At 64.5% G+C, this 24,344-nt stretch carries 26 protein-coding genes; 8 read left to right on the plus strand and 18 right to left on the minus strand.

Annotated features, from left to right (window positions below; translation table 11 throughout):
* Window positions 1–17: 17 nt before the first annotated feature.
* The 4 genes from N4G42_RS19230 to N4G42_RS19245 all read left to right on the plus strand — a co-directional run bounded on the left by N4G42_RS19230 (window position 18) and on the right by N4G42_RS19245 (window position 6,157).
* On the plus strand, window positions 18–2,666 hold the full coding sequence (locus N4G42_RS19230; protein ID WP_260668326.1) for an EAL domain-containing protein: 2,649 nt from the start codon (window positions 18–20) through the stop codon (window positions 2,664–2,666).
* Between the two features lie 133 nt (window positions 2,667–2,799).
* On the plus strand, window positions 2,800–3,873 hold the full coding sequence (locus N4G42_RS19235) for a hypothetical protein (protein WP_260668327.1): 1,074 nt from the start codon (window positions 2,800–2,802) through the stop codon (window positions 3,871–3,873).
* Window positions 3,874–4,059: 186 nt separating this feature from the next.
* Complete coding sequence (gene rpoH, locus N4G42_RS19240) at window positions 4,060–5,001, plus strand: RNA polymerase sigma factor RpoH (protein ID WP_056065967.1); 942 nt, start codon at window positions 4,060–4,062, stop codon at window positions 4,999–5,001.
* 115 nt (window positions 5,002–5,116) lie between these two features.
* Window positions 5,117–6,157 carry a Bug family tripartite tricarboxylate transporter substrate binding protein gene (locus N4G42_RS19245; protein ID WP_260668328.1) on the plus strand — a complete coding sequence of 347 codons (1,041 nt, stop codon included), beginning with the start codon at window positions 5,117–5,119 and terminating at the stop codon, window positions 6,155–6,157.
* A gap of 92 nt (window positions 6,158–6,249) precedes the next feature.
* Here N4G42_RS19245 and N4G42_RS19250 read toward each other — a convergent pair whose 3' ends face one another.
* Genes N4G42_RS19250 through N4G42_RS19270 form a run of 5 tightly spaced genes read right to left on the minus strand, consistent with a single transcriptional unit; the run spans window position 6,250 to window position 10,435 of the window.
* On the minus strand, window positions 6,250–6,864 hold the full coding sequence (locus N4G42_RS19250) for an SCO family protein (protein ID WP_260668329.1): 615 nt from the start codon (window positions 6,862–6,864) through the stop codon (window positions 6,250–6,252).
* Between the two features lie 8 nt (window positions 6,865–6,872).
* On the minus strand, window positions 6,873–7,775 hold the full coding sequence (gene cyoE / locus N4G42_RS19255; protein WP_056746806.1) for a heme o synthase: 903 nt from the start codon (window positions 7,773–7,775) through the stop codon (window positions 6,873–6,875).
* Window positions 7,772–8,953, minus strand: coding sequence for a heme A synthase (locus N4G42_RS19260; RefSeq protein ID WP_260668330.1), 1,182 nt, complete (start codon window positions 8,951–8,953; stop codon window positions 7,772–7,774). The genes cyoE and N4G42_RS19260 overlap by 4 nt, the downstream gene beginning before the upstream one ends.
* Window positions 8,950–9,705, minus strand: coding sequence for a hypothetical protein (locus N4G42_RS19265; RefSeq protein ID WP_260668331.1), 756 nt, complete (start codon window positions 9,703–9,705; stop codon window positions 8,950–8,952). Before N4G42_RS19265 ends, N4G42_RS19260 begins: the two co-directional genes overlap by 4 nt.
* Entirely contained in the window at window positions 9,647–10,435 is a 789-nt protein-coding gene (locus N4G42_RS19270; RefSeq protein ID WP_260668332.1) for an SURF1 family protein, read from the minus strand. The genes N4G42_RS19265 and N4G42_RS19270 overlap by 59 nt, the downstream gene beginning before the upstream one ends.
* A gap of 15 nt (window positions 10,436–10,450) precedes the next feature.
* On the opposite strand from N4G42_RS19270, the gene N4G42_RS19275 reads away from it, so the two are divergent.
* Window positions 10,451–10,672, plus strand: a complete 222-nt coding sequence (locus N4G42_RS19275; RefSeq protein ID WP_056065987.1) for a twin transmembrane helix small protein — start codon at window positions 10,451–10,453, stop codon at window positions 10,670–10,672.
* 124 nt (window positions 10,673–10,796) lie between these two features.
* Here the strand turns inward: N4G42_RS19275 and N4G42_RS19280 are convergent, their stop codons facing one another.
* The 8 genes from N4G42_RS19280 to N4G42_RS19315 all read right to left on the minus strand — a co-directional run bounded on the left by N4G42_RS19280 (window position 10,797) and on the right by N4G42_RS19315 (window position 17,165).
* Window positions 10,797–11,678 carry a cytochrome c oxidase subunit 3 gene (locus N4G42_RS19280; protein WP_056065990.1) on the minus strand — a complete coding sequence of 294 codons (882 nt, stop codon included), beginning with the start codon at window positions 11,676–11,678 and terminating at the stop codon, window positions 10,797–10,799.
* A 65-nt stretch (window positions 11,679–11,743) separates the two neighbouring features.
* The gene (locus N4G42_RS19285) at window positions 11,744–11,971 is read right to left on the minus strand and encodes a DUF2970 domain-containing protein (protein WP_056065993.1); all 228 of its coding nucleotides are present in this window, start codon (window positions 11,969–11,971) and stop codon (window positions 11,744–11,746) included.
* Window positions 11,968–12,603 (minus strand): cytochrome c oxidase assembly protein, encoded by a 636-nt coding sequence (locus tag N4G42_RS19290; protein ID WP_260668333.1) that lies wholly within the window; start codon window positions 12,601–12,603, stop codon window positions 11,968–11,970. The genes N4G42_RS19285 and N4G42_RS19290 overlap by 4 nt, the downstream gene beginning before the upstream one ends.
* Window positions 12,604–12,620: 17 nt before the next feature.
* On the minus strand, window positions 12,621–12,731 hold the full coding sequence (locus tag N4G42_RS19295; protein WP_225581085.1) for a cytochrome oxidase small assembly protein: 111 nt from the start codon (window positions 12,729–12,731) through the stop codon (window positions 12,621–12,623).
* 11 nt (window positions 12,732–12,742) lie between these two features.
* Window positions 12,743–14,374: a cytochrome c oxidase subunit I gene (gene ctaD, locus N4G42_RS19300; RefSeq protein ID WP_056066001.1), complete on the minus strand. Its 1,632-nt coding sequence runs from the start codon at window positions 14,372–14,374 to the stop codon at window positions 12,743–12,745.
* Between the two features lie 30 nt (window positions 14,375–14,404).
* Window positions 14,405–15,574 carry a cytochrome c oxidase subunit II gene (gene coxB / locus N4G42_RS19305; protein ID WP_056066003.1) on the minus strand — a complete coding sequence of 390 codons (1,170 nt, stop codon included), beginning with the start codon at window positions 15,572–15,574 and terminating at the stop codon, window positions 14,405–14,407.
* A 59-nt stretch (window positions 15,575–15,633) separates the two neighbouring features.
* Window positions 15,634–16,110 carry a DUF2244 domain-containing protein gene (locus N4G42_RS19310; RefSeq protein WP_056066007.1) on the minus strand — a complete coding sequence of 159 codons (477 nt, stop codon included), beginning with the start codon at window positions 16,108–16,110 and terminating at the stop codon, window positions 15,634–15,636.
* 152 nt (window positions 16,111–16,262) lie between these two features.
* Window positions 16,263–17,165 (minus strand): methyltransferase domain-containing protein, encoded by a 903-nt coding sequence (locus N4G42_RS19315; RefSeq protein WP_260668334.1) that lies wholly within the window; start codon window positions 17,163–17,165, stop codon window positions 16,263–16,265.
* A gap of 35 nt (window positions 17,166–17,200) precedes the next feature.
* Here N4G42_RS19315 and N4G42_RS19320 point away from each other — a divergent pair, with 35 nt between their 5' ends.
* Both N4G42_RS19320 and N4G42_RS19325 read left to right on the plus strand, forming a co-directional pair.
* The gene (locus N4G42_RS19320; RefSeq protein ID WP_260668335.1) at window positions 17,201–17,923 is read left to right on the plus strand and encodes a ComF family protein; all 723 of its coding nucleotides are present in this window, start codon (window positions 17,201–17,203) and stop codon (window positions 17,921–17,923) included.
* Window positions 17,924–18,039: 116 nt separating this feature from the next.
* Window positions 18,040–18,567 carry a tRNA (cytidine(34)-2'-O)-methyltransferase gene (locus N4G42_RS19325; protein ID WP_056066014.1) on the plus strand — a complete coding sequence of 176 codons (528 nt, stop codon included), beginning with the start codon at window positions 18,040–18,042 and terminating at the stop codon, window positions 18,565–18,567.
* Here N4G42_RS19325 and N4G42_RS19330 read toward each other — a convergent pair.
* The 4 genes from N4G42_RS19330 to N4G42_RS19345 all read right to left on the minus strand — a co-directional run bounded on the left by N4G42_RS19330 (window position 18,560) and on the right by N4G42_RS19345 (window position 21,480).
* Window positions 18,560–19,501 carry a LysR family transcriptional regulator gene (locus N4G42_RS19330; RefSeq protein ID WP_056746814.1) on the minus strand — a complete coding sequence of 314 codons (942 nt, stop codon included), beginning with the start codon at window positions 19,499–19,501 and terminating at the stop codon, window positions 18,560–18,562. The genes N4G42_RS19325 and N4G42_RS19330 overlap by 8 nt on opposite strands.
* 32 nt (window positions 19,502–19,533) lie before the next feature.
* Complete coding sequence (locus tag N4G42_RS19335; RefSeq protein ID WP_056066019.1) at window positions 19,534–19,998, minus strand: MaoC family dehydratase; 465 nt, start codon at window positions 19,996–19,998, stop codon at window positions 19,534–19,536.
* A 96-nt stretch (window positions 19,999–20,094) separates the two neighbouring features.
* On the minus strand, window positions 20,095–20,712 hold the full coding sequence (locus N4G42_RS19340; RefSeq protein WP_056066024.1) for a ParA family protein: 618 nt from the start codon (window positions 20,710–20,712) through the stop codon (window positions 20,095–20,097).
* A 129-nt stretch (window positions 20,713–20,841) separates the two neighbouring features.
* Window positions 20,842–21,480: a LysE family translocator gene (locus N4G42_RS19345; RefSeq protein ID WP_056066027.1), complete on the minus strand. Its 639-nt coding sequence runs from the start codon at window positions 21,478–21,480 to the stop codon at window positions 20,842–20,844.
* A gap of 257 nt (window positions 21,481–21,737) precedes the next feature.
* On the opposite strand from N4G42_RS19345, the gene kefC reads away from it, so the two are divergent.
* A complete protein-coding gene (kefC, locus tag N4G42_RS19350) occupies window positions 21,738–23,648 on the plus strand; it encodes a glutathione-regulated potassium-efflux system protein KefC (protein WP_260668336.1) in 1,911 nt (636 codons plus the stop codon).
* A gap of 129 nt (window positions 23,649–23,777) precedes the next feature.
* Here the strand turns inward: kefC and N4G42_RS19355 are convergent, their stop codons facing one another.
* Window positions 23,778–24,083 (minus strand): hypothetical protein, encoded by a 306-nt coding sequence (locus N4G42_RS19355; protein WP_260668337.1) that lies wholly within the window; start codon window positions 24,081–24,083, stop codon window positions 23,778–23,780.
* Window positions 24,084–24,344: the final 261 nt, after the last annotated feature.

A 24,344-nucleotide genomic window follows, 5' to 3' on the forward strand; every position in this document is an offset into this window, starting at 1 on the left:
GGAAAGCACGGAGGCCCATGTTCATTGAGCTGGTCAAAGGCGTTGCGTTGCTGCTGGCGCTGTGCTTTCTGCATGGGTTCAACATCCGCGTCTGGCGCCAGCACCCGTGGGTGGGCCAGGTCTTTTCGGGGCTGATCTTCGGCGGGATCTGCGTGGTGGGCATGCTCACCCCGGTGGTGCTGATGCCGGGCGTGATCTTTGACGCGCGCTCGGTGGTGCTGAGCATGGCCGGCCTGTTTGGCGGCCCGCTGGTGGCGGGCATTGCGGCGCTGATGGCGGCCACCGGGCGCCTGTGGCTGGGGGGCGCGGGTGCCGAGGTGGGGCTGATGGTGATCGTGCTGTGCACGGCCATGGGGCTGGTGTACCGCGAGGGCCGCGCCCGGGGGCGGCTGGGGGTGGAGCCCATCCCCCTCGCGCTGTTCGGGCTGCTGCTGCACACGGCGGTTATCGCGCTGTTTCAGCTGCTGCCCGCCGAGGCTGTGCAGCGCATCAACCAGACGCTGGCCCTGCCCTATCTGCTGACTTTCACCCCCGCCACCGTGGTTCTGGGCCTGCTGCTGCACGATGTGGAGCAACGCATGGCCACCGAGCGTGCACTCACTGGCACGGCAGCCCGCCTGCATGCCATCACGCAGGCCATCCCCGATGTGCTGCTGGTGCTGGATGCCCAGGGCCGGTATGTGGAGGTACTGTCCCCCAACGACGCCACCCTGGTCGCCAGCGCCCCCGAGCTGGTAGGTAAACGGCTGCACGATGTGCTGCCCGCCGAGCAGGCAGAACGGTTCATGGCGCTCATCCAGGACACGCTGCAGTCTGGCCAGACCCACAGCGTGGAATACGAGCTGCAGACCCTGTCAGGGCTGCGCCAGTTTGAAGGACGCACCCAGCCCCTGGGCGTGCAGGTGGGTGGCCAGGCGGCTGTGGTGTTCCTCGCCCGCGACATCACCAAGCGCAAGCAGGCTGAAAGTGCGCTGCGCGAGTCCGAGCTGCGTTTTCGCTCGCTGCTGCGCAATATTCCGTCCATCTCGGTGCAAGGCTACCTGCAGGACGGCACCACCAGCTACTGGAACCAGGCGTCCGAGCAGCTGTACGGCTACACGGCCGAAGAAGCCCTGGGCGGCAACCTGCTCGACCTCATCATCCCGCCGCCCATGCGCGACGGCGTGCGGGCACACATGCAGCACATGTTCGCCACCGGCGAGGTGATCCCGGCGGGCGAGCTGCAACTGCAGCGCAAGGACGGCACGCCGGTGCATGTGTTCTCCAGCCACGCCTACATCCAGGTGCCGGGCCACCCGCCCGAGATGTTCTGCATCGACATCGACATCTCGGGCCGCAAGGCCGCCGAGGACGAGGCACGCTACCTGGCGTTCTACGACGCACTCACGCAACTGCCCAACCGCCGCCTGCTGGTGGACCGGCTGCAGCAGGTGCTGGTCAACGGTGCGCGCTCGGGCCTGACCACGGCGGTGCTGTTTGTGGACCTGGACAACTTCAAGACCCTGAACGACACCCGGGGCCATGAGGTGGGCGACCTGCTGCTCAAGGACGTTGCCCAGCGCCTGCGCAGCTGCGTGCGCGAGCAGGACACCGTGGCCCGCCTGGGGGGAGACGAGTTTGTGGTGGTGCTGCAGAACCTGAGCAGCGACGCCCCCGAGGCCGCCGCCCAGGCGCGCACGCTAGGCGAGCTGATCCTGGCGCAGTTGCGCCAGCCCTACGAGCTGGCGGGGCACGAACACCACTTCACCGCCAGCATCGGCGTGACGCTGCTCACCCACCAACGCGACTCGGTGGACGAGGTGCTCAAGCAGGCCGACATGGCCATGTACCGTGCCAAGGACGCCGGGCGCAACACACTGCGCTTTTTTGACCCCGACATGCAGCAGGCCGTGAACCGCCGCGCCCTGCTGGAAACCGAGCTGCACAACGGCCTGCGGCGCGCGCAGTTCCTGCTGCTGTACCAGCCGCAGGTGGACAGCCAGGGGCGCGTGACCGGCGCAGAGGCCCTGGTGCGCTGGCAGCATCCGGTCCAGGGCATGGTGCCGCCGTCGGAGTTCATCCCGCTGGCGGAAGAATCGGGCCTCATCCTGCCACTGGGCCACTGGGTCATGGAAACCGCCCTGCGCCAGCAGGCCCGCTGGCGACAAGACCCGCAGTTTGCGCAGCTGAGCCTTGCCATCAACGTGAGCGCACGCCAGTTTCTGCAAGACGACTTTGTGGCCCAGGTGCTGGCGCTGGTGCAGCAGACCGGCGCCAACCCCGCACAGATCAAGCTAGAGCTGACCGAAAGCCTGCTGCTGGACAACGTGGACAGCGTGATCGCCACCATGCGCGCCCTCAAGGCCCATGGCCTGGGGTTTTCGCTGGACGACTTTGGCACGGGCTACTCGTCGCTCAGCTACCTCAAGCGCCTGCCACTGGACCAGATCAAGATCGACCAGGGCTTTGTGCGCGACGTGCTGCTGGACGCCAGCGACGCGGCCATCGCCCGCTCCATCATCGCGCTGGCTGGCAGCCTGGGCCTGTCCGTGATCGCCGAGGGGGTGGAGACCACCGCCCACTACCAGTTTCTTTTGGCCCATGGCTGCCAGGCTTTCCAGGGCTACCTGTTTGGCCGCCCACTGACGCTCGAAGACTTTGAAAGCCGGGTGCGGCAACAGGTGTAGCGGGGGGGCGGAGACTGCCACCACGCCAGCCATCGGGTACCCGGCAAAAGGAAGCCAGAAAGAGGGCAAGGCAACATTCAAGTTCTTTCTCCGTGGCGTCGACATCTCTGTGTGGAAGCCCTGGAGGTGTCCCATGAAGATTGAATCGTCCGCCCTGCAGATGCAGGCCCAGCACGTTGCCAGCCGCGTGCACACCCAAAGCAGCCACTTTGAAGCCTGGGTCGGCGATCGCCGCCCCACCAGTGCCCCTGGCCTTACCCGAGCGACCCCGGCCGTACAAATTTCTAGCACAGCACGCCTGGCCCGCGCCGCCCAGGAGGCCATCGACCCCAACCATGCCCCAGATGCCGCGCCCGGCAGCAGCCCCAGCGACGGCCTGACACCCCAGCTGGCCATGATCCGCGACCTGATTGCCCGCATGACGGGCGTGCAGGTGCGGGTGTACACCGGCCAGACGGAACCCGTGCCTTCCCCACCCGCCAGCCGCCCCGACACGACGCCGACCGCCGATGCAGGCCGTCCCCGTGCCGGGTGGGGCCTGCTGGTGGAGCAGCGCGAAGTGGTCGTAGAAACCGAAAGCACCCAGTTTGCCGCCCAGGGCACCGTGCGCACCGCCGACGGGCGGGAAATCCGCTTTAGCCTGCAGCTGGATATGCAGCGCAGCTACCGCCAGGAATCATCGTTCAGCCTGCGCCTGGGCGACGCTGTGGCGGTAGACCCGCTGGTCATCAACTTCGACGGCTCGGCCGCGCAGTTGCAGGACCTGCGCTTTGCGTTCGACCTGGACAGCGACGGCCAGACCGACAACGTGCCCCTGCTCTCAGGCAACCGGGGCTACTTGGCCCTGGACCTGAACCACAACAGCCGCATCGACAACGGCCGGGAGCTGTTCGGCCCCGGCACCGGCGACGGCTTTGCCGAACTGGCCGCCTATGACAGCGACGGCAACGGCTGGATTGACGAGGCGGACCCGGTCTTTCAGCAGCTGCAGGTATGGACCCCGTCGGCGGATGGCGCCGAGGGCGCCGGCAGCCTGCGCACCTTGGCCGACGTGGGCGTGGGCGCACTCTCCACCAACGCCATCGCCACCCCTTTTGCCCTGCGCACCGCCGACAACGCCAGCCTGGGCACCGTGCGCTCCACCAGCGCCTACCTGCGGGAAAACGGCAGCGTGGGCACAGTGCAGCAGGTGGATCTGACCGTCTGACGATATTGCAGCGACAGCCCGCTACTATGATTTTTATAGCTTCGCAGGCATGAAAAACTAGCGCTTGATGGCAATTTGACTCAAAAAATTCCAACGGTATCAATGAGCAACCCGACGGGAACTCCGGGCTTAGCACTCAATCATAGAGAGTGCTAATATCATGGCTTAGAGGAAAGGATTCCCGGAATGAACATTCAATCTGGAACCGCGACGATGTCTCTGGCGCCCGCCAATCCCTGGGCGCTGGTGCCCCCCTTGGGCAATCTGGACGCCTACATTTCGGCCGTCAACCGCCTGCCCCTGCTCACGCACGAAGAAGAACAGACTTACGCACGCCAGCTCAAGGACAACAACGATCTGGACGCCGCCGGCCGGCTGGTGATGTCGCACCTGCGCCTCGTGGTTTCGATTGCACGCCAGTACCTGGGCTACGGACTGCCCCATGGCGACCTGATCCAGGAAGGCAATGTGGGCCTGATGAAGGCTGTCAAGCGCTTTGACCCCGACCAGGGCGTACGCCTGGTGAGCTACGCCATGCACTGGATCAAGGCCGAGATCCACGAATACATCCTGAAGAACTGGCGCATGGTCAAGGTGGCGACCACCAAGGCGCAGCGCAAGCTGTTCTTCAACCTGCGCTCCATGAAGCAGGGCTTCAAGGCCGATGCATCGGCCGCCGATGCCGCCACGCACCGCGACACCCTGTCGGACCATGAGATCGACGCCGTGGCCGCGCAGCTCAATGTGAAGCGCGAAGAAGTCATCGAAATGGAAACCCGCATGGCGGGTGGCGACGTATTGCTGGACCCGGCCCCCGCCGACGATGGCGAGCAGGCGTTTGGCCCCATTGCCTACCTGGCCGATGCATCGCACGAGCCCACGGCCATGATCGAGTCGCGCCAACGCGACGCCCTGGCTACCGACGGCATTGCCAACGCGCTGGCCAGCTTGGACGACCGCAGCCGCCGCATCGTGGAAGAGCGCTGGCTCAAGGTCAATGACGACGGCAGCGGCGGCATGACGCTGCACGACCTGGCGGCGGTGTACGGCGTGAGCGCCGAGCGCATTCGCCAGATCGAAGTGGCTGCCATGAAGAAGATGAAAAAGGCCCTGGCCGAATACGCCTGACCGGTCCGGGCAGCGGGGTTAATATCCCCGGCTGCAGAAGTTGCCTCGCGGGGCCCCAGTTCTGGGGCCCCGCGTCGTTTGGGCCCCCGAATATTCTTCAAGGAGATTGCACCCCATGCCCTCACGTCCCGCCTTTCCTGGCCGTGTTTCCCGCCGTGCTTCGCTGTTGATCGCGCTGGCTGCCGCGTCCCCCTGGGCCTTGGCCCAAAGCGCTGGCAAGGCTGCTGCCACTGCGCCCGCGCCGCTGGCCTGGCCCACCAAGCCGCTGAAGATCATCGTGGGCTTTCCTGCGGGATCGTCGCCAGACCTGACGGCACGGACGTTCTCGGAACCCTTGTCCAAGGCCCTGGGCCAGCCCGTGATTGTGGACAACAAGGTGGGCGCAGGCGGCAACATTGGCGCCGACGCAGTGGCCAAGGCCCGTGACGATCACACCATCGGGCTGATGATCAACGGCAACATGACGATTGCCAAGCTGCTGAACCCGGCGGTTCCGTATGACCCGATCAAGGACCTGGCACCGCTGAGCCTGATTGGCACCTCACCGCTGATCCTGACTGCACCCGTCAACCAGCCCGGCGTGGCCGCCAACAGCAATGCCCGCGACTTCTTCGTGGCAGCACGCAATGGTGGTGACAAGTGGAGCTACGGCACGCCAGGCGTGGGCACGGTGGGCCACATCGGCACCGAGCTGCTCAAGGCGCGCAGCAACATCAACCCCGTGCATGTGCCCTACCCTGGCTATCCCCAGGTGGCCAACGCGATGCTGGGCGGCCAGCTGCAGATGGCGCTGCTGCCCCCGGCGCTGGCGCAGGCCCAGGTGCGTGCGGGCAAGCTGCGCGCGATCGGCGTGACCTCCTCCGGGCGCAGCCCGCTGGCACCCGAGGTGCCGAGCCTGGCCGAGGCAGGCATCAGCAACTTCAACCTGGAGATCTGGAACGCCTTCGCAGCGCCTTCCACCATGCCCAAGCCCATCCAGGCCAAGCTGGCCGCGCTGATCAGCGAGATCGCCCGCAGCGAAGACGTGCGCAGCAAGCTGTTCCAGCAAGGGTGGCAGACGGTGGGCTCGTCTCCCGAAGGCCTGGCCAACCGCATCAAGGCCGACACCAATCTGCTGGGCGGCGTGATTGCGATGCGGGGCATCAAGGCCGAATAAGGCCCAAGAGCATCAGCTCATGCGGGGCCGCACAGTGCCTCGCATAACGGCGGCCTGGCACAGGCCCCGGGTCACTCAGGGGCTGGAGGGGCTCAGCCCCCGGCCTCGGCCAACAACACCTTCACATCGGCCGCCAGGGCCTGTGCGCCGCTGCCATAGCGGTTGTAGACCCGCAGGCGCCCTGAGGGGTCGTACACGTAGCTACCTGCAGAGTGGTCCATGGTGTAGCTGGTGGGCGTCTTGCCATCGACTTTCTTGTAATAGATCTTGAAGTCCTTGGCGACAGCGGCCAGCTGCTCGGGTGTGCCATGCAGCGCCAAGAAGCTCGGGTCGAAGTTGGCCATGTAGGCCTTGAGCACTTCGGGCGTGTCGCGCTCCGGGTCCACCGTCACAAAAATGCCCTGCAGACGGCCTGCGTCCTTGCCCAGCATCTGCTTGACCTCGGCCAGCTCCTGCATCGACGTGGGACACACGTCGGGGCACTGGGTGTAGCCGAAGAACACCACCACCACTTTGCCGGCAAAGTCCTTGATGTGGCGTGGCTGGCCGTTGTGGTCTGTCAGGGGAAGGTCGCGGGCGTACTCAGCGCCGGTGACGTCCACGCCGCGGAATTCGGCCTTTTTCTCGGAACACGCACTCAGGAGGCCTGTAGCGCATATGGATATTGCACCAGCCGCTATCAATTGAAGAGCTTTTCGTTTCTGCATGGAGATCATCACAGCACATAGTGGTCCACTAGCAGTGCAGCAAACAGCACGCTCAGGTGGATAAGGGAGAAGCGGAAGGTCTTGCGGGCCAGAGCGTCCGAATAATTGCGCCAAAGCGCGAACGCGTACCCGCAGAAACCCAGACTGAGGAGCACGGCGGCAACCAGATAAATCCAGGAACTCATGCCGTAGATGAAAGGCATCATGCACCCGGCCAGCAGGATCAGCGTGTACAAGAACACCTGCAACCGCGTGAACTCGTTGCCGTGCGTGACCGGCAGCATGGGCAGGCCAGACTTGCGGTAGTCCTCCACCCGGTACAAGGCCAACGCCCAGAAATGCGGTGGCGTCCACAAAAAGATGATGAGGAAGAGGATAAGCGCCTCGGGCCCTACATCGTTGGTCATGGCCGCCCAACCCAGCACCGGCGGCATGGCCCCCGAGGCGCCGCCAATGACAATGTTCTGGGGCGTCAAGGGCTTGAGGATCACGGTGTAGACCACCGCGTAACCCACAAAGGTGGCAAAGGTGAGCCACATGGTCAGCGGGTTGATCCAGACATACAGCAGCACGGAGCCTGCGGCACAGAGTACGGCCGAGAACAGCAGGGTCTGCGCGTTGGACAGCTCACCCTTGGCCGTGGGCCTCCATGCGGTGCGCTTCATCTTGGCGTCAATGCCTTGCTCGACGATGCAATTGAACGCGGCTGCAGCACCCGCCACCAGCCACACGCCCAGGCAGGCCAGCGCCATGTGGCCCAGTTGTGCAGCGTTGGGCAGGCCGGGCACGGCCAGCACCATGCCGATCAGCGCACAAAAGACGATGAGCTGTACCACGCGGGGCTTGGTCAGCGCATAAAACTGCTGGAACCGCGAGGGCGGCACAGCAACGGCGGAGGGGGCAACACTCATGCAGATACTCTCGATGCGCCCGTGGGCGCGGAAAACTCTCGGGGCGCGGGCGCTGCGCGGCTGGACACCAGGGCCCAGGTCAACACCACCACCAAAGCTGCGGCACCGCCGGTATGCAGCACCGCCGCCACCAGGGGCCAGTCCAGCACCACGTTGGACAAACCCGTCACCAGTTGCAGCAAGGCCAGCCCGCCGATCCACCGCGCCTGCGCGGGCAGCACGCCACTGCGGTGAAAGCGCCAGGCCACCAGGCCCAGCGCCAGTAGCACCACATAGGCCATCAGGCGGTGCACATAGTGAATGGCGGTGAGCGCTGCAAAGCTGATGTGGCTGCCGTCTTGCAGCAGGCCCAGCTTGCGCCAGATCTGGAAGCCTTGCGCAAAGTCCATAGCGGGCCACCAGCTGCCTTGGCAGGTGGGGAAGGTGGTGCATGCCAGCACCGCGTAGTTGGTGCTGACCCAGCCCCCCAGCACCACCTGAAGGGCGAGCAGCAATGCCGTCAGTACCAGCCCCCAGCGCAGCGCGGGGGACAGGGCCACCGGTGAGCGCCCCTGGGCACTGTGGGTGTGTCGTACCGCCTGCACACACAACAGGGCCAGCAGCACCAGGCCACCGATCAGGTGCAAGGTAACGATGGCGGGAAAGAGCTTCATGGTCACCGTGAGCGCGCCAAACGCACCCTGCAGGCACACCCACAACAAGGTCACCGTAGGCCACCAGGGACTGAGCGGAGGCGCCTGCCCGCCATCGCGCTGGGCGCGCCGCAGCTGCACCCACGAGGAGACAGTGATGACAATGATCAGCACCCCCACCCCCGTGGCGAGATACCGGTGGATCATCTCGATCCAGGCCTTGCCGTGGGTCACCGGGCCGGTGGGCATGGCCTGCTGGGCGGCTGAAATCTCAGCGCGGGCGCCCACCGGGCTGGCACTGCCATAGCAGCCAGGCCAGTCGGGACAACCGAGGCCCGAGTCGGTCAGGCGCGTGAAAGCGCCAAACAGCACCAGATCAAACGTGAGAAACAGCGTGAGCACCGTGAGCGCCTGCAGGCGCCGCATGGGAGAGCTGCGGCGGTTACGCGCCCACACCCAGACCAGCGGCCCCAGGGCGATCACCAGGCCGAGCAGCATCAGCTCGAGCACTGGAGCCAGGTCGTACAGCGGTTGGGTATCGGTCATGGCTTGACCGGCCGCCCCGGCTCGTCCCACGAAGAAGAAGCGCGCAGCAGACGCTCCAGGTCACGCTTGGCCTTGGCGGCGCCACCGGTGTCCATGGCGGCCGGAAAACGCATCATCCAGTTGCCCATCGGGTCCACCACGTAGAGGTGGTCCGCCAGCTGCTGGCCCGGGGCAGGCTCCAGCCAGGCCTTGAGCGCGCCCGGGTCCACCCGCAACACGGTAGCCTGTTGCAGGGCGGGAGTGAGGGCGGCCGGAGGCAAAGCGTTGTCGTTGATCAGCCAGACCCAGTCCACACGGTCCTTTTCCTTGCCAAGGCTCTCGCGCAGCTGGCGCTGCAGGTACAGGTGCTTCTGGCAGGCCGGATCACAGTCGCCCCCCGCCACGCTCACCAGCAACCATTGGCCTTTGAGGGCCTCCAGCCGGGCAGGTCCCCCATCGAGCGTGGAGGCTGTGAGCGCAGGCACCGTGCGCTGGGGATTGATCAACTCGCCGTAATTGCGCCGCCCCTCCGGGCGGATCACGTAGTAAGTGAAGTACGAGGCAACCACCGGCGCCGCGCAGATCAGCAGCACGCCCAGCATCTTCCAGCGCCCATGGCGCGCACGCTGCACGGTGGCGACCGCGTCCCCCGCCTCGGGCAAGGTGTGCACGGTCAGCCCCAGCGGGTGCTCTGCACGGGCACCCGCCTGTGAATCAGGCGGCAGGCTGGCTGCGCGGGCGAATGAACCGTCGGACGATTTGGAACCAGACATAAAGGAGTGCTATCAGGCCGCAGAGCCCGAACCATTGAAATGCGTAACCGTAGTGTTTTTCGACGCCTGCACCGACCACAGGCCAGTCGCGTTGCAGGCCATCGCCCGCGTCGCCTGCCGGGCCTGTCTGTAACACCGTAAGGGGGGCGAGCGCCAGACCGGTTTCGGCACGGAACGCTGCCAAGTCGAGATTTTGCCGGATGCGGGAAGACCCCTGTGTGCTATTGCCCCCTTGGAACTCATACAGCCGCGAGGGCGCCAGGGCCACGCGGCCTTGAACGCGCACCTCGGTGTCAGCCGGCGTGGTCACGGAAGGCAGCTGGGTGCGGTCCTGAAAATTGCGCCCCACCCATCCGCGCTGCACCAGCACCACCCCAGCACCCCCGCCAGAAAGCTGCAGTGGCGTGAGCACAAAAAACCCAGGGCGCCCCTGCATCTGCCGATTGTCCAGATACACCGTGTGTTCAGGCAACCAGCGCCCCTGCAGCACCACAGCACGGTGTACGAGGGCCTGTTGCGCCTCGGGTGTCTGGTTAGTCAGGTCTGTCAGCGTGCGTCCATCAATGGCCGGCAAGGTGGCGCGCGCATCCAGCATCGCCTGCAGCGACTCTTTCTGGGCGGCTCGCGACAATTGCCAGCGCCCCAAAGAGGCGGTGGCCAGCATGCCCACCACAGCAGCCAGGGTAATGAGCCAAAAACGCAGGTCCACAGGACGGCGAAGGGGGGTCACAGGATAATGCGCTCCATGAAATACCTCGTAGTGCTGGCGTTCCTCGCCATTCTGGCCAGCCTGGCATCGGCCCTGTTCTTCATGATGCGCAATGGGCGCGACGACAAGAGCAAGGGCAACCACATGGCCAAAGCGCTGGCCGTGCGTGTCGGGCTGTCCATCGTGCTGTTTTTGTGCATTCTGGTGGCCTGGCAGCTGGGATATATCCAGCCCACCGGCCTGCCCGCCACCCGTTGACCTGAGGGCTTGGTCCGCAGCCTGGGGGGCTTGGGCCCATCACAGGCCACCACTGGTAAGCACGCAGAGGGTGGAACAAAAAAAGCGCCGCGAGGCGCTTTTTTTGATGGCGTCCGGGTCTGACTTACATCCAGTAGACCAGCACGTACAGACCCAGCCACACCACGTCCACAAAGTGCCAGTACCAGGCCGCACCTTCAAAGCCAAAGTGCTTGTCGGCCGTGAAGTGGCCTTTTTGCAAGCGCAGCGTGATCACCAGCAGCATCAGCATGCCCAGGAACACGTGGAAGCCGTGGAACCCGGTAAGCATGAAGAACGTGGAGCCGAACACACCCGAGCTGAGCTTGAGGTTCAGGTCGGTGTACAGGTGGTAGTACTCATAACCTTGCACCAGCAGGAACACGAAACCCAGCAGCACCGTGGCCCACATGAAGCCGATGGTCTTGCCACGCTGGTTTTCACGCAGGGCGTGGTGGGCAATGGTCAGCGTCACGCCGGAAGTCAGCAGCAGCGCCGTGTTGATCGTGGGCAGCCAGAAGGGGCCCACCGTCTGGAAGGGCTCGATGATGCCGGCCGGCGAAGCGGTGGCGCCAGCGGCGAGGCTGGGCCAGACGGCCTTGAAATCGGGCCAGAGCAGCGCATTGTCCAGGCTGCCCAATGCAGGCACCGAGTGCGAGCGTGCCCACCACAGGGCTGTGAAGAACGCGCCGAAGAACATCACCTCGGAGAAGATGAACCAGCTCATGCTCCAGCGGTACGACAGATCGATCTTATGACCATACAGGCCACCTTCGCTCTCACGCACCGCGTCGCCGAACCACTGGTACAGCGTGAACAGCCACCACACCAGCCCCACGGCCAGAGAATATTTACCCCAGTCGTGACCATTGATCCACTGGCCTGCGCCGAGGATCACAAAGAAAAGACCGGCCGCGGCCATCACCGGGTGGCGGGACTCGGCGGGCACATAGTAGTACGGGGTTCCGCCGTGGGTTGATGCACTCATTTCAGCTCCTGATTCTCAAAATCTTTGTTTTCAGTATTTGTTCGCACGAACCAGCCAACACACACTCACACAATCCAGTTCACCAGCCCGATCAGACCAATGACGAGCAAGAAAACCGCGATCAATCCCACCACGATGATGTGAATCGGGTTGAGCTTTTCGACATCTTGCTGGTACTCGCTGCCTTTGCGCAAGCCAATCAGCGACCATGCCACTGCACGCACTGTGCGCAGCAACGAGCCCTTGCGTTGCGAGGGCTTGACGTCTGCCGATGGCTCCAGAGGCGCACTCATGACCCGGCTCCTCGCATGCCTACAGAGCTGGGCGCGGGCAGCACCACCGCCGCCGTCGATTCGGGAGCTGCCGGTGTCTTGCCGCCCACCTCGAAGAAGGTGTACGACAGCGTGATCGTGGTGACGTCTTTGGACAATTTCGGATCAATCACGAACGCCACGGGCCAAGTTTTCTTTTCACCGGGCTCCAGGGTGTACTGATTGAAGCAAAAACATTCCAGCTTGTTGAAATGCGCAGCGGCCTGCCGGGGCGCGTAACTGGGAATGGCCTGAGCGGCCATGCGGCGGTTCTGCACGTTCTGGAACTCGTACATCACCGTCGTCAGTTCACCAGGGTGCACCTGCACGGAACGCTGCGCCGGCTTGAAGTCCCAGGGACCGCGCGAGTTCGCATCGAACTCCACGGTGATGGTGCGCGACTTGTCCACCTGGGTGTTGGCGGGTACGCGTACATCCTTGCCAGCCACACCGTTGCCAGGCACCTGCCGCTCGGATAGCGACAGGATGTTGATGCCCGTCATCTCGCAGATGTGCTTGTAGATCGGGATCAGCACGTAGCCGAAGGCGAACATGCCGGCCGCAATCACGACCAGCTTGCCGACCATCTTGGCGTTTTCGCGGTGCAGGCTCATGGGGTGGGCCAGTGGCTTCAGCGGGACAGCAACACCACCTTGACCATGAACCCGACAAAGAACACCACCGCCACGGACGCCAGAATCAGCGCCAGCCGCAGGTTGCTCTTTTTTTGCTCGGGGGTCATGGACATGGTGTTCAGCCGATCACGCGGGTTGCAGTGGCGTCCAGTTTGGGAGGATTCTCAAACGTGTGGAAAGGCGCGGGGGAAGGAACTTCCCACTCCAGGCCCTCGGCACCGTCCCATGGCTTGGCGGGGGCCTTGGCGCCGTTGCCACGCATGGCAGGCACAACGACCGCCAGGAAGAAGTACACCTGCATCAGACCGAAGCCAAACGCACCCACCGAGGCAATCGCGTTGAAGTCAGCAAACTGCATGGGGTAGTCGGCATAACGACGGGGCATGCCAGCCAGGCCCAGGAAGTGCATCGGGAAGAAGGTGATGTTGAAGGTGATCAGCGAACCCCAGAAATGGATCTGGCCACGGGTTTCGGAATACATCACACCGGTCCACTTGGGCAGCCAGTAGTACACACCAGCAAACATGGAGAACAACGAACCTGCCACCAGCACGTAGTGGAAGTGAGCCACCACGTAGTAGGTGTCCTGCAGCTGGATGTCGATGGGCGCCATGGCCAGGATCAGGCCGGTGAAACCGCCCATGGTGAACACGAAGATGAAGCCCACGGCAAACAGCATGGGGGTTTCAAACGTCATGGAGCCACGCCACATGGTGGCGATCCAGTTGAAGATCTTCACGGCCGTGGGCACGGAGATCAGCATCGTGGCGTACATGAAGAACAGCTGGCCGGTCACGGGCATGCCGGTGGTGAACATGTGGTGGGCCCACACGATGAACGACAGGATCGCGATGGACGAGGTGGCGTACACCATGGAGGCATAGCCAAACAGCTTCTTGCGGCTGAACGCGGGAACGATCTGGCTGATGATGCCGAAGGCCGGCAAGATCATGATGTACACCTCGGGGTGACCGAAGAACCAGAAGATGTGCTGGTACATCACCGGGTCACCACCACCGGCGGGGTTGAAGAAGCTGGTGCCGAAGTGACGGTCCGTCAGCGTCATGGTGATGGCACCGGCCAGCACAGGCATCACGGCGATCAGCAGGTAGGCGGTGATGAGCCAGGTCCAGGCGAACATGGGCATCTTCATCAGCGTCATGCCGGGGGCACGCATGTTCAGGATGGTCACGATGATGTTGATCGAGCCCATGATGGAGCTGGCACCCAGGATGTGCATCGCGAAGATGCCAGCGTCCATGGAAGGGCCCATCTGCAGCGTCAGCGGTGCGTACAGTGTCCAGCCCGCAGCGGGAGCGCCACCGGGCATGAAGAACGAGCTGACCAGCATCAACGCGGCAGGAATCATCAGCCAGAAGCTGAAGTTGTTCATGCGCGCAAAGGCCATGTCGGATGCGCCGATCTGCAGCGGGATCATCCAGTTCGCAAAGCCCACGAAGGCCGGCATGATCGCGCCGAACACCATGATGAGGCCGTGCATGGTGGTGAGCTGGTTGAACAGCTCGGGGTTCACCAGTTGCAGGCCGGGCTGGAACAGCTCGGCGCGGATCAGCAGGGCCAGGATGCCGCCGACCATCAGCATGGTGAACGAGAACAGCAGGTACAGCGTACCGATGTCTTTGTGGTTGGTGGCAAACACCCAGCGGCGCCAGCCGGTGGGGCCATGGTGGTCGTGGCCGTCGTGTGCGTGGTCGCCAGCGTGCCCGTGGTTGTCGAGTACTGCGCTCATGGTGAATTCCTCAATACGATGGGGCGATGATTACTTGCCACGCTGGGCCACAACTTCAGCTGGCTGCACCAGCTGGCCGGTCTTGTTGGACCAGTTGTTCTTGGTATAGGTGACCACGGCGGCGATGTCGGTGTCGCTCAGCTGTGCCCATGCAGGCATGGCGCCGTTGTTCTGACCCTTGAGCAGCACCTGGATCTGCTTGGCATGATCGGCATCCAGCACCACGGCGGCGCCGTCGAGGGGCTTGATGGGGCCAGCGCCCTTGCCGTTGGCCTGGTGGCAGGCGGCGCAGTTGGCCGCATACACCTTCTCGCCGCGCTTGAGAATGTCGTCCAGTGCCCACACCTTCGTGGGGTCGTCCAGCTTGGCTGCGGCCTTCTTCTTTTGTTCGGCCACCCAGGCGGTGTAGTCCTCGGCGGACACCACCTTCACGTGGATGGGCATGTAGGCGTGTTCCTTGCCGCACAGCTCGGCGCACTGGCCGTAGTAGTCGCCGATCTTCTCGGCGCGGAACCAGGTGTCACGCACGAAACCGGGGATCGCGTCCTGCTTGATGCCGAAGGCAGGCACCATGAAGGCGTGGATCACGTCGTTGGCCGTAGTGATGATGCGGATCTTCTTGTTGACCGGCACCACCATGGGGTTGTCCACCTTGAGCAGGTAGTTGACGGGAGCGTCCTTGACGTTGCCGCTGTCGGACATCACGCGGTGGCTGCTGTCCAGCGTGGAGATGAACGCCAGGCCTTCGCCTTCGCCCGTGATGTAGTCATAGCCCCACTTCCACTGGTAGCCCGTGGTCTTGATCGTGAGGTCGGCGTTGGTGGTGTCCTTCTGGGCCACCAGCACCTTGGTGGCGGGCAAGGCCATCAGGATCACGATGATGAACGGAACAATGGTCCACACCACTTCAACCGTCACCGACTCGTGGAAGTTGGCAGCCTTCGCGCCCTTGGAGCGGCGATGCTTCCAGATCGAGTAGAACATCACGGAGAACACTGCAACAAAGATCACCGTGCAGATGATCAGCATCATCCAGTGCAGAAAGTGCTGCTCTTCTGCGATCTTGGTGACGGGCGGCGCCAGGTTCAGCTGGTTGACTGCAGGGCCGCCAGGCAGGTCCTGGACGGCATGGGCTGCAGAGCCCACCCATGCACCGGCAATCAGCAGCAGAGAAGCCAGCTTGTTGGAAATGCTCTTCATAGTTCTCACTTACTTCTAAGCCTCAATTTAACCAATCCCTTTCGCGCGCCTGCGTGGGGTCAGGCAGCGCGCAAGGCCATGCGGATCTCCGATGCCAAGGCCGGTCGGAGCTCTGGGCGCACATAGCGCCCCACCTCCACCGAACGGCCCTGCGCAGACAGCGTGATCAGCGAATGGTCTCCCGTCTTGGGCTCTACGCGAACCCGGCTCCGGTCAAACTCCGCGCGCTCCAGCCTGCCTGCTGTCTCCAGCTCCACCACAAGGCGCGAGCCCTGCAATGAAATCCTCTCGCCATCCGCCGCATGGCGACCGTACATGGCGAATGCAATCCCTACTGCCACGATTTCAAGCCAGGCGAAGGGCATCACCAGGTGGGCGCCGAGCATCCAGAAGAATGTCGCGATCCCCAGGGACACCACACACAGCGACAGGTACATCCAGCCCAATTGCGTCGGCGTGACCGAACAATTGCGAACCAGACGCCAGTCAATGCGCTGACCCGACACCGTGGCAAAACGAAAAACCAAGCCCGTCACCGTGAGTGCTCACAAGACTGCCGGCTGCAGCACACGTTGCGCCTTGGGCACAACAGGCACAGCCTGCCAAATTGCGCGGGAAGATGCCCGAAATCTCAATAACCAAGAATTGTAGCGTGCCTTGTTCCAAGTCATTGACACGCCGTTACAGGTTAGTTCTCAGTGCCGCCCTTGCGCAACATGGCGCGCATGTCCTGCAGCGACACCGCACTGCTGGAACTGACGCGCACCCGGGGTGCAGGCTTGAAGGCATGGCCATAGATGATTTCAAAAGTCAGTGCCAACTGACCATCCTGGCCCAGATCGGCCAGACGCTCGGACAGCACTTCGTAGAGCTTGTCGCGCCAGCGCCGTCCGCGCAATGAGGGAAAGCGATCAGGATGCAAATTGACACCCAGCTCGCGCAGCTCCTGAACCAGCCGCTCGGGAGTGGCAAATGTGAGCGTGATGCGCTCCATGTCCATGACCGGCTCTGCAAAACCTGCGTGCACCAGCATGTCGCCCCAGTCGTGCATGTCGGTAAAGGCATGGCCCGCAGGCGGCCAGCCCAAGGCGGCGTACACGCCATGCAGTTCGCGCAGCGTGTCCGGTCCGAGACACGAGAACATCAGATAACCGTCCACCGCCAGGGCGCGGTGCCAGCGGCCAATCAGGTCTTGCGGGTCGGCCGCCATGTGCAGCGCCATGTTGGACCACAACATCTGCACACTGGCATCGGCCGGCGGCCCCATTTGCAGGGCCCCAGCCCCCCAGCGGGCGGGGTTCCACCAGGGCTTGGACAATGCCTGCCTCGCAACGGGTTCGCAATGCGCGCTGGTCTCGTACACCTGGCAGCGCGCCTGCGGGTAGCGAGCACTCACCAGGGCATGCGCCTGCAAACCGCCACGCACTGGGTCCCAGTGGCACCAGGACTCTGGGGCCTGGCGAATCCACTGCAGTCGGTCCTCCATGCGGCGCGCCACTTCTTCGTGCAGCCAGGGGGACGCAGCCGGCGCTGCGGCATGCCAGCGGGCGGCGGCAACAGGATCAATGGTGGGGGGACGCTCGGAGGACATGGGCGGTACAGAAGGACGCGCGAGTATATTGATTCATGCTCTTTTTGGGTTTGCCAGGGATTTCACGCCGCCTCCACGCCTGGGTGGACAAAGTGCCCAGCCAGTGCGCCGTGTGCCACGCCTGGCCGTCGCAGCGTGTCTGCAATGCGTGTTTGATGCGGTTTGCCCAGCCTGCCACGCGTTGCCAGCGCTGCGCCCTGCGGGTGCCCGCAGGGATTGCTGTGTGCGGCGCCTGCCTGCAGAACCCGCCCAGCTTCGACGCCTGCATTGCCGCCGTGGACTACGCTTACCCCTGGGCCGACGCCCTGGCGCAGTTCAAGTTTCGCGGCGATCCGGGGTGGGCCAGGGCCTTGGCCACCCTCCTGCGCAGCACGCCCTGGATGGAGCCGGCGCTGGACGCGGCCGACCGAGTACTGGCGGTTCCCCTGTCCACCGAGCGCCTGCGCGAGCGGGGCTTCAACCAGTCGGCCCTGCTGGCGAGGCAGCTGGCTGGTGCCAAAGCGGACTGCCACACGCTGTTGCGCCTGCACGCCACCGAGGCACAAAGCGGCCTACCCCGGGCGCAGCGGCTGCGCAACCTGCGTGGCGCCTTCGCCGTTGAACCCGCCCGCGCAGCCAGCCTGCGCGGCCAGCGGGTGGTACTGATCGACGACGTGATGACCACGGGCGCCACCCTGCATGCTGCTACGTTGGCACTGCGCGAGGCGGGTGTCGCGCACGTCACAGCCGCTGTGCTGGCGCGCACGGAGCTGGACTGAAAAGCACCAGACAGGTAGCGAACAGGAACCGAGGAGGTAGTGCACACCTACCAAAGGGATACTTTTGATTACGAGCGGTTGCTCAACTCACAGGTCCAACGATGACAATGGCGGTCATGTTCCATATCGTCCTCGTCGAACCCGAGATCCCGCCCAACACCGGCAACGTGATTCGCCTGGCGGCCAACACCGGGTGTTCGCTGCACTTGATCGAGCCCCTGGGGTTCTCGATGGAAGACCGCCAGATGCGTCGTGCAGGGCTGGACTACCACGAATACGCCAGCGTGCAGGTCCATGCAGGCTGGACGGCCTTTCTGCGAGACACCCAGCCGGACCCGACCCGCATGTTTGCGATGACCACGCATGGCTCACAACCCGTGCACTCCACGTGCTTCCTGCCCGGCGACTGGATGGTGTTTGGCGCTGAAACGCGGGGACTCCCCCCCGAGTTGCGCGAAAGCTTCCCCCCGGCGCAGCGCCTGCGCCTGCCCATGGTGCCGGGTCAGCGCAGCCTCAATTTGTCCAACGCGGTGGCGGTGACCGTGTTCGAGGCTTGGCGCCAGAACAGCTTTGCCATGCCCGACGGGCAGGTCATGGTCGAGCCCGAGGGCACGATCATCAGCGGGTTCGCGCAGCTCAACTGAGCTGGCCGGACTTTTCCGCCATGGCACGGGGCACGTGTTCGGTCAGGAAGTCCAGAAACACCCGCGTGCGCGCGGGCAGCATGCGGCCCGAGGGCAGCGCCGCATAGATCGTGTAACGCGAAAAGATCCAGCCGGGCAGGATGTGGACCAGTTCGCCGCGGGCCAGGTGCTCCTCGGCCAGCAGGCGCGACGTGACAGCCACGCCCGCCCCGTCCACAGCAGCACGCATCAGCAGCTCGGTGCTGACGGACTGCAACACCGCCGGCGCGTCCACTTCTTCGTCCGGCACGTCTGCCCGCAGCGACTGCAGGCGCAGCTTGCGGCCGGGCCCTGACTGCAGGCGCACGGGCGCGCTCGAATCGCGCAGGTAGTCGTGGTGAATCAGGTCTTGTGGCTCACGGGGAATGCCCCGGCGCTCCAGGTAGTCGGGGGACGCCACCACAATCGCCTCCCCCTGCACCAGGGGGCGCGCGACGATGTTGGCGTCAAAGTCCTCGCCCGCCACCATGATGGTCACATCGAACTCATCCACTCGGCTGGAGGCATAGGCGTCCATGCTGATGTCCAGCATGAGCTTGGGGTAGTAGGCATGCCACACCGCCACCATGGGTGCCAGAAAGTTGGTGGCGAGCACTGGTGCCGCCACGATGCGGATGGTGCCGCGCAAATCTCGCGTGCTGGCAGCGGCAGCGGCCTCGGCATCATCGATCTCGTGCAGGATGGCGCGCACCCGCTGCAGGTACGACTCGCCCGCGTCGGTCAGCGCCAGCTTGCGGGTGGTGCGTTGCAGCAGGCGCGTGCCCAGATGCTGCTCCAGCTCGGCCACCATGCGGGTGACCACGGGGGGTGACATGTCCATGGCGCGGGCAGCGGCGGCAAAGCCGCCCTCTTCCACCACGCGCTCGAAGATCTTCATGGCTTGCAGGCGGTCCATGGTTCAGACCTCCTGCCCGGTGGCGACCCGACTCAGGCCGGGGCGCCGAAGTTGCGTGCGAGCGATTCGGCCACGCACACCGGCTTGTCGCTGCCCTCGCGCTCCACGGTCACCAGCCAGGTCATCTGCATGCCATCGGGCGCCACGGGCTCGGCAGCCTGCAGCGTGAGACGCGCTCGCAAGCGGCTGCCCACCGGCACCGGCGCGGTGAAACGCACCTTGTTCAGCCCGTAGTTGACGCCCATGCGCGCACCCTCGATGGTCAGGCCGGTCTCGAAGAATTGCGGAATCAGCGACAGCGTGAGAAACCCGTGCGCAATGGGCGCACCAAAGGGCCCGGCCTTGGCGCGCTCTGGGTCCACATGGATCCACTGGTGATCGCCCGTGGCCTGGGCGAACAGGTTGACCTGTTCCTGCGTGATGGTGATCCAGTCGGTCACGGCGACCTCCTGGCCCACGCAGGCGCTGACTTCGGAATAAGAGCGGAAGATTTTCATCGTTGCAATGTAGCCCTGCGCTCCGGCGCGCCTTGTCTGCCGGGTGACAGGTGTTTTCCCGGGGGATTGGATGTACGTCGTGCTTCACGCTGTCCTTCAAGAATTGAGCCACGTGCAGATCCCTTGCCACTGCTCCAGGTCGCGTGCCACGCGGCCAGGGGCCACGTCAAACAGCGTGAGGCCGTGTGCTGCCAGGTGGATGTAGTTCTGCGTGTCACGCAGATAGCCCAGCACCGGAAACCCCAGGCTGTCCACAAAATGATGCAGTTGCTCGGCCGCCTTGGTGCGCGCATCCACCCGCATGCCGACGATGCCCACGGGCACCCCGGCGGCGTGGCGGTGCTCGGCCAGCTGGTCCAGAAAGGCCCGCGTGGCAAAGATGTCGAACACGCTGGGCTGCAGCGGCACGATGACTTTGTCAGCCAGCTTGAGCACATCGTTCAGGCGCCAGCCGTGCAGGCCAGCGGGCGTGTCGAGTACCGCATGCGTAGTGCCCTTGGGCGGGCGGCTGATGACGTCCGAGCTGGTGTCCCAGCTGCCGATGGGGCGCGCAGCGGGCGGGCGCAGGCCCAGCCACAGCCGGGCGGACTCCTGCCGGTCGGTGTCGCCCAGAATCACGGGATGCCCCTGGCTGGCAAAGTAGCCCGCGATGTTGGTGGACAGCGTGGACTTGCCCACTCCGCCTTTCGGGTTGGCGACAACAACTACTGGCATGACAAGCTCCTTGGAATCTGCAGGTCCATGAAAATACAAGCCAAATCAGCCTCAAGCGCAATATTCATATACGCTAGCAGCTATCAAATAAGAAGCAACCTCTGACACCCTAGCGGTGCCACAGCCGCCTCAGGCGTGCTGACCACCGCGCTTGACGAAGAACAGCCCCGCCCCCACCGCCATCAGCAAACCGCCAAACACGCGGTTCTGCGCCCGCACGGCCCGCGCACTGCGCATCAGGCGGCGCAGCGCGCTCGCCCCCGCAGCGTAGCCGTGCATGACCACCACGTCCACCGTCACCGTGGTGGCGGCCATCACCAGCAGCTGCGTCCACAGCGGGCGCGTGTCGGTCATGAACTGGGGCAGCACGGCCACCATGAAGATGATGCCCTTGGGGTTGGTGGCGTTGGTCAGAAAGCCGGTCAGGCAGCGTTTTTGCCAGGTGCCCGCCGACTCGGTCTCATCACCTTGTACCGGCGATTTATCACCAGCACGCCATTGGCAGAAGCCCACATAGATCAGATAACACGCGCCCAGCACCTTGACGATGCTGAACGCCACCTCGGACGCCAGCAGCAGCGAGCCCACGCCCGCGCCGGCAATCAGCAAAATCAGCAACAGGCCCAGCTGCAGGCCCAGGATGGTGGCGCCCGTCTTGCGCACACCGAACGACAGACCATGGCTCATCGACAACACAGCCCCCGAGCCCGGCGACACCGCAATCAGGCACGACGCCGCAAAAAAAGCCAGCCAAGTCTGCAAATCCATGGGTCACCGTGCCTGTGTGCGAAGAAGGGCCCGCATCTTAGCAACGCAGGGCTCCATGCACCATGATCGGCATAAAAACAGGCTCAGGCGCTAGATAATCATGCCTTAATAGCTATCAAATGAATAGCGCCATAGATCCAACCCACGGCACCCAACCCAACGCCTTGCAGCGGTGCCAGAATCTGCCACACCCGCCCCACTCCTCGGGGGCGCGGTGTTCTGCCTCCCCACGACGACCCCCAAGCGCACGCCCATCCATGGAACACGCCCCCACCTGGCTCACCTACGGTTTCCTGTACCTCACCGCTGCCGTGCTGGCCGTGCCCATTGCCAAGGCGCTGGGCCTCGGCGCCATCATTGGCTACCTGGCAGCGGGCATCGCCATCGGGCCCTGGGGCCTGGGGCTGGTGAGCAACGTGCAGGACATCCTGCACTTCGCCGAGTTCGGCGTGGTGCTCATGCTGTTCCTGGTCGGGCTGGAGCTGCAACCCAGCCGCCTGTGGGCGCTGCGCCGCCCCATCTTTGGCACCGGCACCGCCCAGGTGCTGGGCTGCGCAGCGGTGCTGTTCGCGCTGGGTGCGCTGGCCGGCCTGCCCTGGCGCGTGAGCCTGGTGGGCGCGCTGGGCCTGGCGCTGTCGTCCACCGCCATTGCGCTGCAATCGCTGGCCGAGCGCAACCTGATGCGCACACAAAGCGGCCAGGCCGGCTTCTCGATCCTGCTGTTCCAGGACGTGGCGGCCATCCCCATCCTGGCCCTGCTGCCCGTACTGGGCGCGGCCGCCGGTGAAGGCGCAGGCCACACCCCGGGCGAGATGGTGCTGGAGGTGCTGAAGATCGTCGGCGTGATCGCCGCCATCATCCTCGGCGGGCGCCTGCTGCTGCGCCCCGTGCTGCGCTGGATCGCCAAGAGCAACACCCCCGAGATCTTCACTGCCGCCGCGCTGCTGCTGGTGGTGGGCATTGCCTACCTGATGGTGCTGGTGGGCCTGTCGATGGCGCTGGGCGCCTTCCTCGCCGGCGTGCTGCTGGCCGACAGCGAATACCGCCGCGAGCTGGAGGCCGACATCGAGCCCTTCAAGGGCCTGCTGCTCGGGCTGTTCTTCATCGCCGTGGGCATGAGCATCGACTTCGGCGTGATCCTGCGCTCGCCCGGGCTCATGGCCGCCATCCTGGTCGGCTTTCTGGCGGCCAAGGCCGTGGTCATCTATGCCCTGGCCAAGGTGGTCGAGATTCCCTACCAGGAGCGCCCTGTCTTCACCCTGCTGCTGGCCCAGGGCGGCGAGTTTGCGTTTGTGGTGTTCCAGGCCGCCGCCGGCGCCAACGTGTTCCCGGCCGAGACTGCTTCGCTGCTGATAGGCGCCGTGGCGCTGTCGATGCTGATCAGCCCGCTGTTGCTGGTGCTGCTGGACCGGGTGCTGCTGCGCCGCTATGCCCAGCTCAAGACCGCCACGCCCCAGGCCGAGGAAATCTCCGAGCCCCAAGAGGCGCCCATCATCATCGCGGGCTTCGGCCGCTACGGGCAGATCGTCTCGCGCGTGCTGCTGGCCCAGGGCATCCCCACCACCGTGCTGGACCACAGCGTGGACATGCTGGAGGTGGCGCGCACCTTCGGCTACCGCGTGTTCTATGGCGACGCCACGCGGCTCGACCTGCTGCGCATCGCCGGAGCCGAACACGCGCGCATCCTGGTGGTGGCCGTGGACGATGCCGAGCAGTCCCTGCAGATCGCCAAGCTGGCGCGCGAACACTTCCCGCACCTGCAGGTCGTGGCCCGCGCGCGCGATGTGACGCATTGGAACAAGCTGCGCGACCTGGGCGTGACCCTGGTGCAGCGCGAGCTGTTCGAGTCCAGCCTGCAAAGCGCCCACACCGTGCTGGAGCTGATGGGCCTGCCACCCGCGCAAGCCACCGCCATCACCCAGCGTTTTCGCACCCACAACATCGCCCTGGCCGACCGCATGTACCCGCACCACAAGGACCGCGCCAAGTTCATCGCCGTGGCGCGAGAAGGCCGCAACCAGTTTGCGGAGCAGATGGCGCGGGAGCGTCAGGAGAGTGCGGCGCTGGGTGCGGCCGCTGGTGCATACCCGGGCTACGGCGCAACGGAGGGTGGCCCTGGCGGGGACGCCCCCTTGAACACCAGTACCTCCGACAAAAACAAACCTTAGCGCTTATCTTTATTGCCCACATTGCTATTCATTCAATAGCATCCAACAGCACCCCAGGAAAGCAGCCAACGCTATCGACGCATGGCTGCAGCCCCTTGTGGCCTCAGTGCTTGCCCTCAACGCAGCCCGCTACCGCCGGCACAGGGGGGCGGCCTCATGGACCCGGCTGTATCCGAACACAGGGCTCAATGAAATACAGCCCGCCCCGGCATCACCGCTCGGCACCCAGGCAACGATGTCGGAGCTGCCCGGCGCTTGCTTCACAAACTCGCGCATGCGGCCATGCTCGTAGGACGCGTTGGCAGGCGATTCACAAAAGAGCTTCGTGCTCGTGTACCGCCGTCCTTCCAAGACATAAGAAAACTGCACGTCTGGTACGCCCACCCGGTTGCCTCCTCGGGGGTGCCGCCGGGGCACCACGGAGGTGAAGGTCACGGGAACGGTGTAGAAGTTGCACGCAGGTGGAGGGCCGTCGTGGAACAGCATCATGGCCGTGACCCACAGCAAGGGGCCCAGGATAAGGGTCAGTCCCAGGACTGCAGCAAAGCGTCTCACCAGACGTCCTCTCAAGGATCAGCAGCCCGGGAGTTTGCCCCAATTCGCCATCCCCAAGAAAAGCTGGCGGCCGGTCGCACGCGACCAAAGCCGGAGCAAAGGAATGCAGCGCCATCGCCGCAAAAGATAATCATTCGCATT

Origin of the sequence: Acidovorax sp. K2F, assembly GCF_025246485.1 — a bacterium.
In the GTDB taxonomy this organism is placed as follows: Bacteria; Pseudomonadota; Gammaproteobacteria; order Burkholderiales; family Burkholderiaceae_C; genus Acidovorax; species Acidovorax delafieldii.

Bases quoted from the DNA above. Each gene is read 5' to 3' on its own strand.
- N4G42_RS19230 (WP_260668326.1), top strand. From the start codon at position 18: ATGTTCATTGAGCTGGTCAAAGGCGTTGCGTTGCTGCTGGCGCTGTGC.
- N4G42_RS19235 (WP_260668327.1), top strand. From the start codon at position 2,800: ATGAAGATTGAATCGTCCGCCCTGCAGATGCAGGCCCAGCACGTTGCC.
- rpoH (WP_056065967.1), top strand. From the start codon at position 4,060: ATGAACATTCAATCTGGAACCGCGACGATGTCTCTGGCGCCCGCCAAT.
- N4G42_RS19245 (WP_260668328.1), top strand. From the start codon at position 5,117: ATGCCCTCACGTCCCGCCTTTCCTGGCCGTGTTTCCCGCCGTGCTTCG.
- N4G42_RS19250 (WP_260668329.1), bottom strand. From the start codon at position 6,864: ATGCAGAAACGAAAAGCTCTTCAATTGATAGCGGCTGGTGCAATATCC.
- cyoE (WP_056746806.1), bottom strand. From the start codon at position 7,775: ATGAGTGTTGCCCCCTCCGCCGTTGCTGTGCCGCCCTCGCGGTTCCAG.
- N4G42_RS19260 (WP_260668330.1), bottom strand. From the start codon at position 8,953: ATGACCGATACCCAACCGCTGTACGACCTGGCTCCAGTGCTCGAGCTG.
- N4G42_RS19265 (WP_260668331.1), bottom strand. From the start codon at position 9,705: ATGTCTGGTTCCAAATCGTCCGACGGTTCATTCGCCCGCGCAGCCAGC.
- N4G42_RS19275 (WP_056065987.1), top strand. From the start codon at position 10,451: ATGAAATACCTCGTAGTGCTGGCGTTCCTCGCCATTCTGGCCAGCCTG.
- N4G42_RS19280 (WP_056065990.1), bottom strand. From the start codon at position 11,678: ATGAGTGCATCAACCCACGGCGGAACCCCGTACTACTATGTGCCCGCC.
- N4G42_RS19285 (WP_056065993.1), bottom strand. From the start codon at position 11,971: ATGAGTGCGCCTCTGGAGCCATCGGCAGACGTCAAGCCCTCGCAACGC.
- N4G42_RS19290 (WP_260668333.1), bottom strand. From the start codon at position 12,603: ATGAGCCTGCACCGCGAAAACGCCAAGATGGTCGGCAAGCTGGTCGTG.
- N4G42_RS19295 (WP_225581085.1), bottom strand. From the start codon at position 12,731: ATGACCCCCGAGCAAAAAAAGAGCAACCTGCGGCTGGCGCTGATTCTG.
- ctaD (WP_056066001.1), bottom strand. From the start codon at position 14,374: ATGAGCGCAGTACTCGACAACCACGGGCACGCTGGCGACCACGCACAC.
- coxB (WP_056066003.1), bottom strand. From the start codon at position 15,574: ATGAAGAGCATTTCCAACAAGCTGGCTTCTCTGCTGCTGATTGCCGGT.
- N4G42_RS19315 (WP_260668334.1), bottom strand. From the start codon at position 17,165: ATGTCCTCCGAGCGTCCCCCCACCATTGATCCTGTTGCCGCCGCCCGC.
- N4G42_RS19320 (WP_260668335.1), top strand. From the start codon at position 17,201: ATGCTCTTTTTGGGTTTGCCAGGGATTTCACGCCGCCTCCACGCCTGG.
- N4G42_RS19325 (WP_056066014.1), top strand. From the start codon at position 18,040: ATGTTCCATATCGTCCTCGTCGAACCCGAGATCCCGCCCAACACCGGC.
- N4G42_RS19330 (WP_056746814.1), bottom strand. From the start codon at position 19,501: ATGGACCGCCTGCAAGCCATGAAGATCTTCGAGCGCGTGGTGGAAGAG.
- N4G42_RS19335 (WP_056066019.1), bottom strand. From the start codon at position 19,998: ATGAAAATCTTCCGCTCTTATTCCGAAGTCAGCGCCTGCGTGGGCCAG.
- N4G42_RS19340 (WP_056066024.1), bottom strand. From the start codon at position 20,712: ATGCCAGTAGTTGTTGTCGCCAACCCGAAAGGCGGAGTGGGCAAGTCC.
- N4G42_RS19345 (WP_056066027.1), bottom strand. From the start codon at position 21,480: ATGGATTTGCAGACTTGGCTGGCTTTTTTTGCGGCGTCGTGCCTGATT.
- kefC (WP_260668336.1), top strand. From the start codon at position 21,738: ATGGAACACGCCCCCACCTGGCTCACCTACGGTTTCCTGTACCTCACC.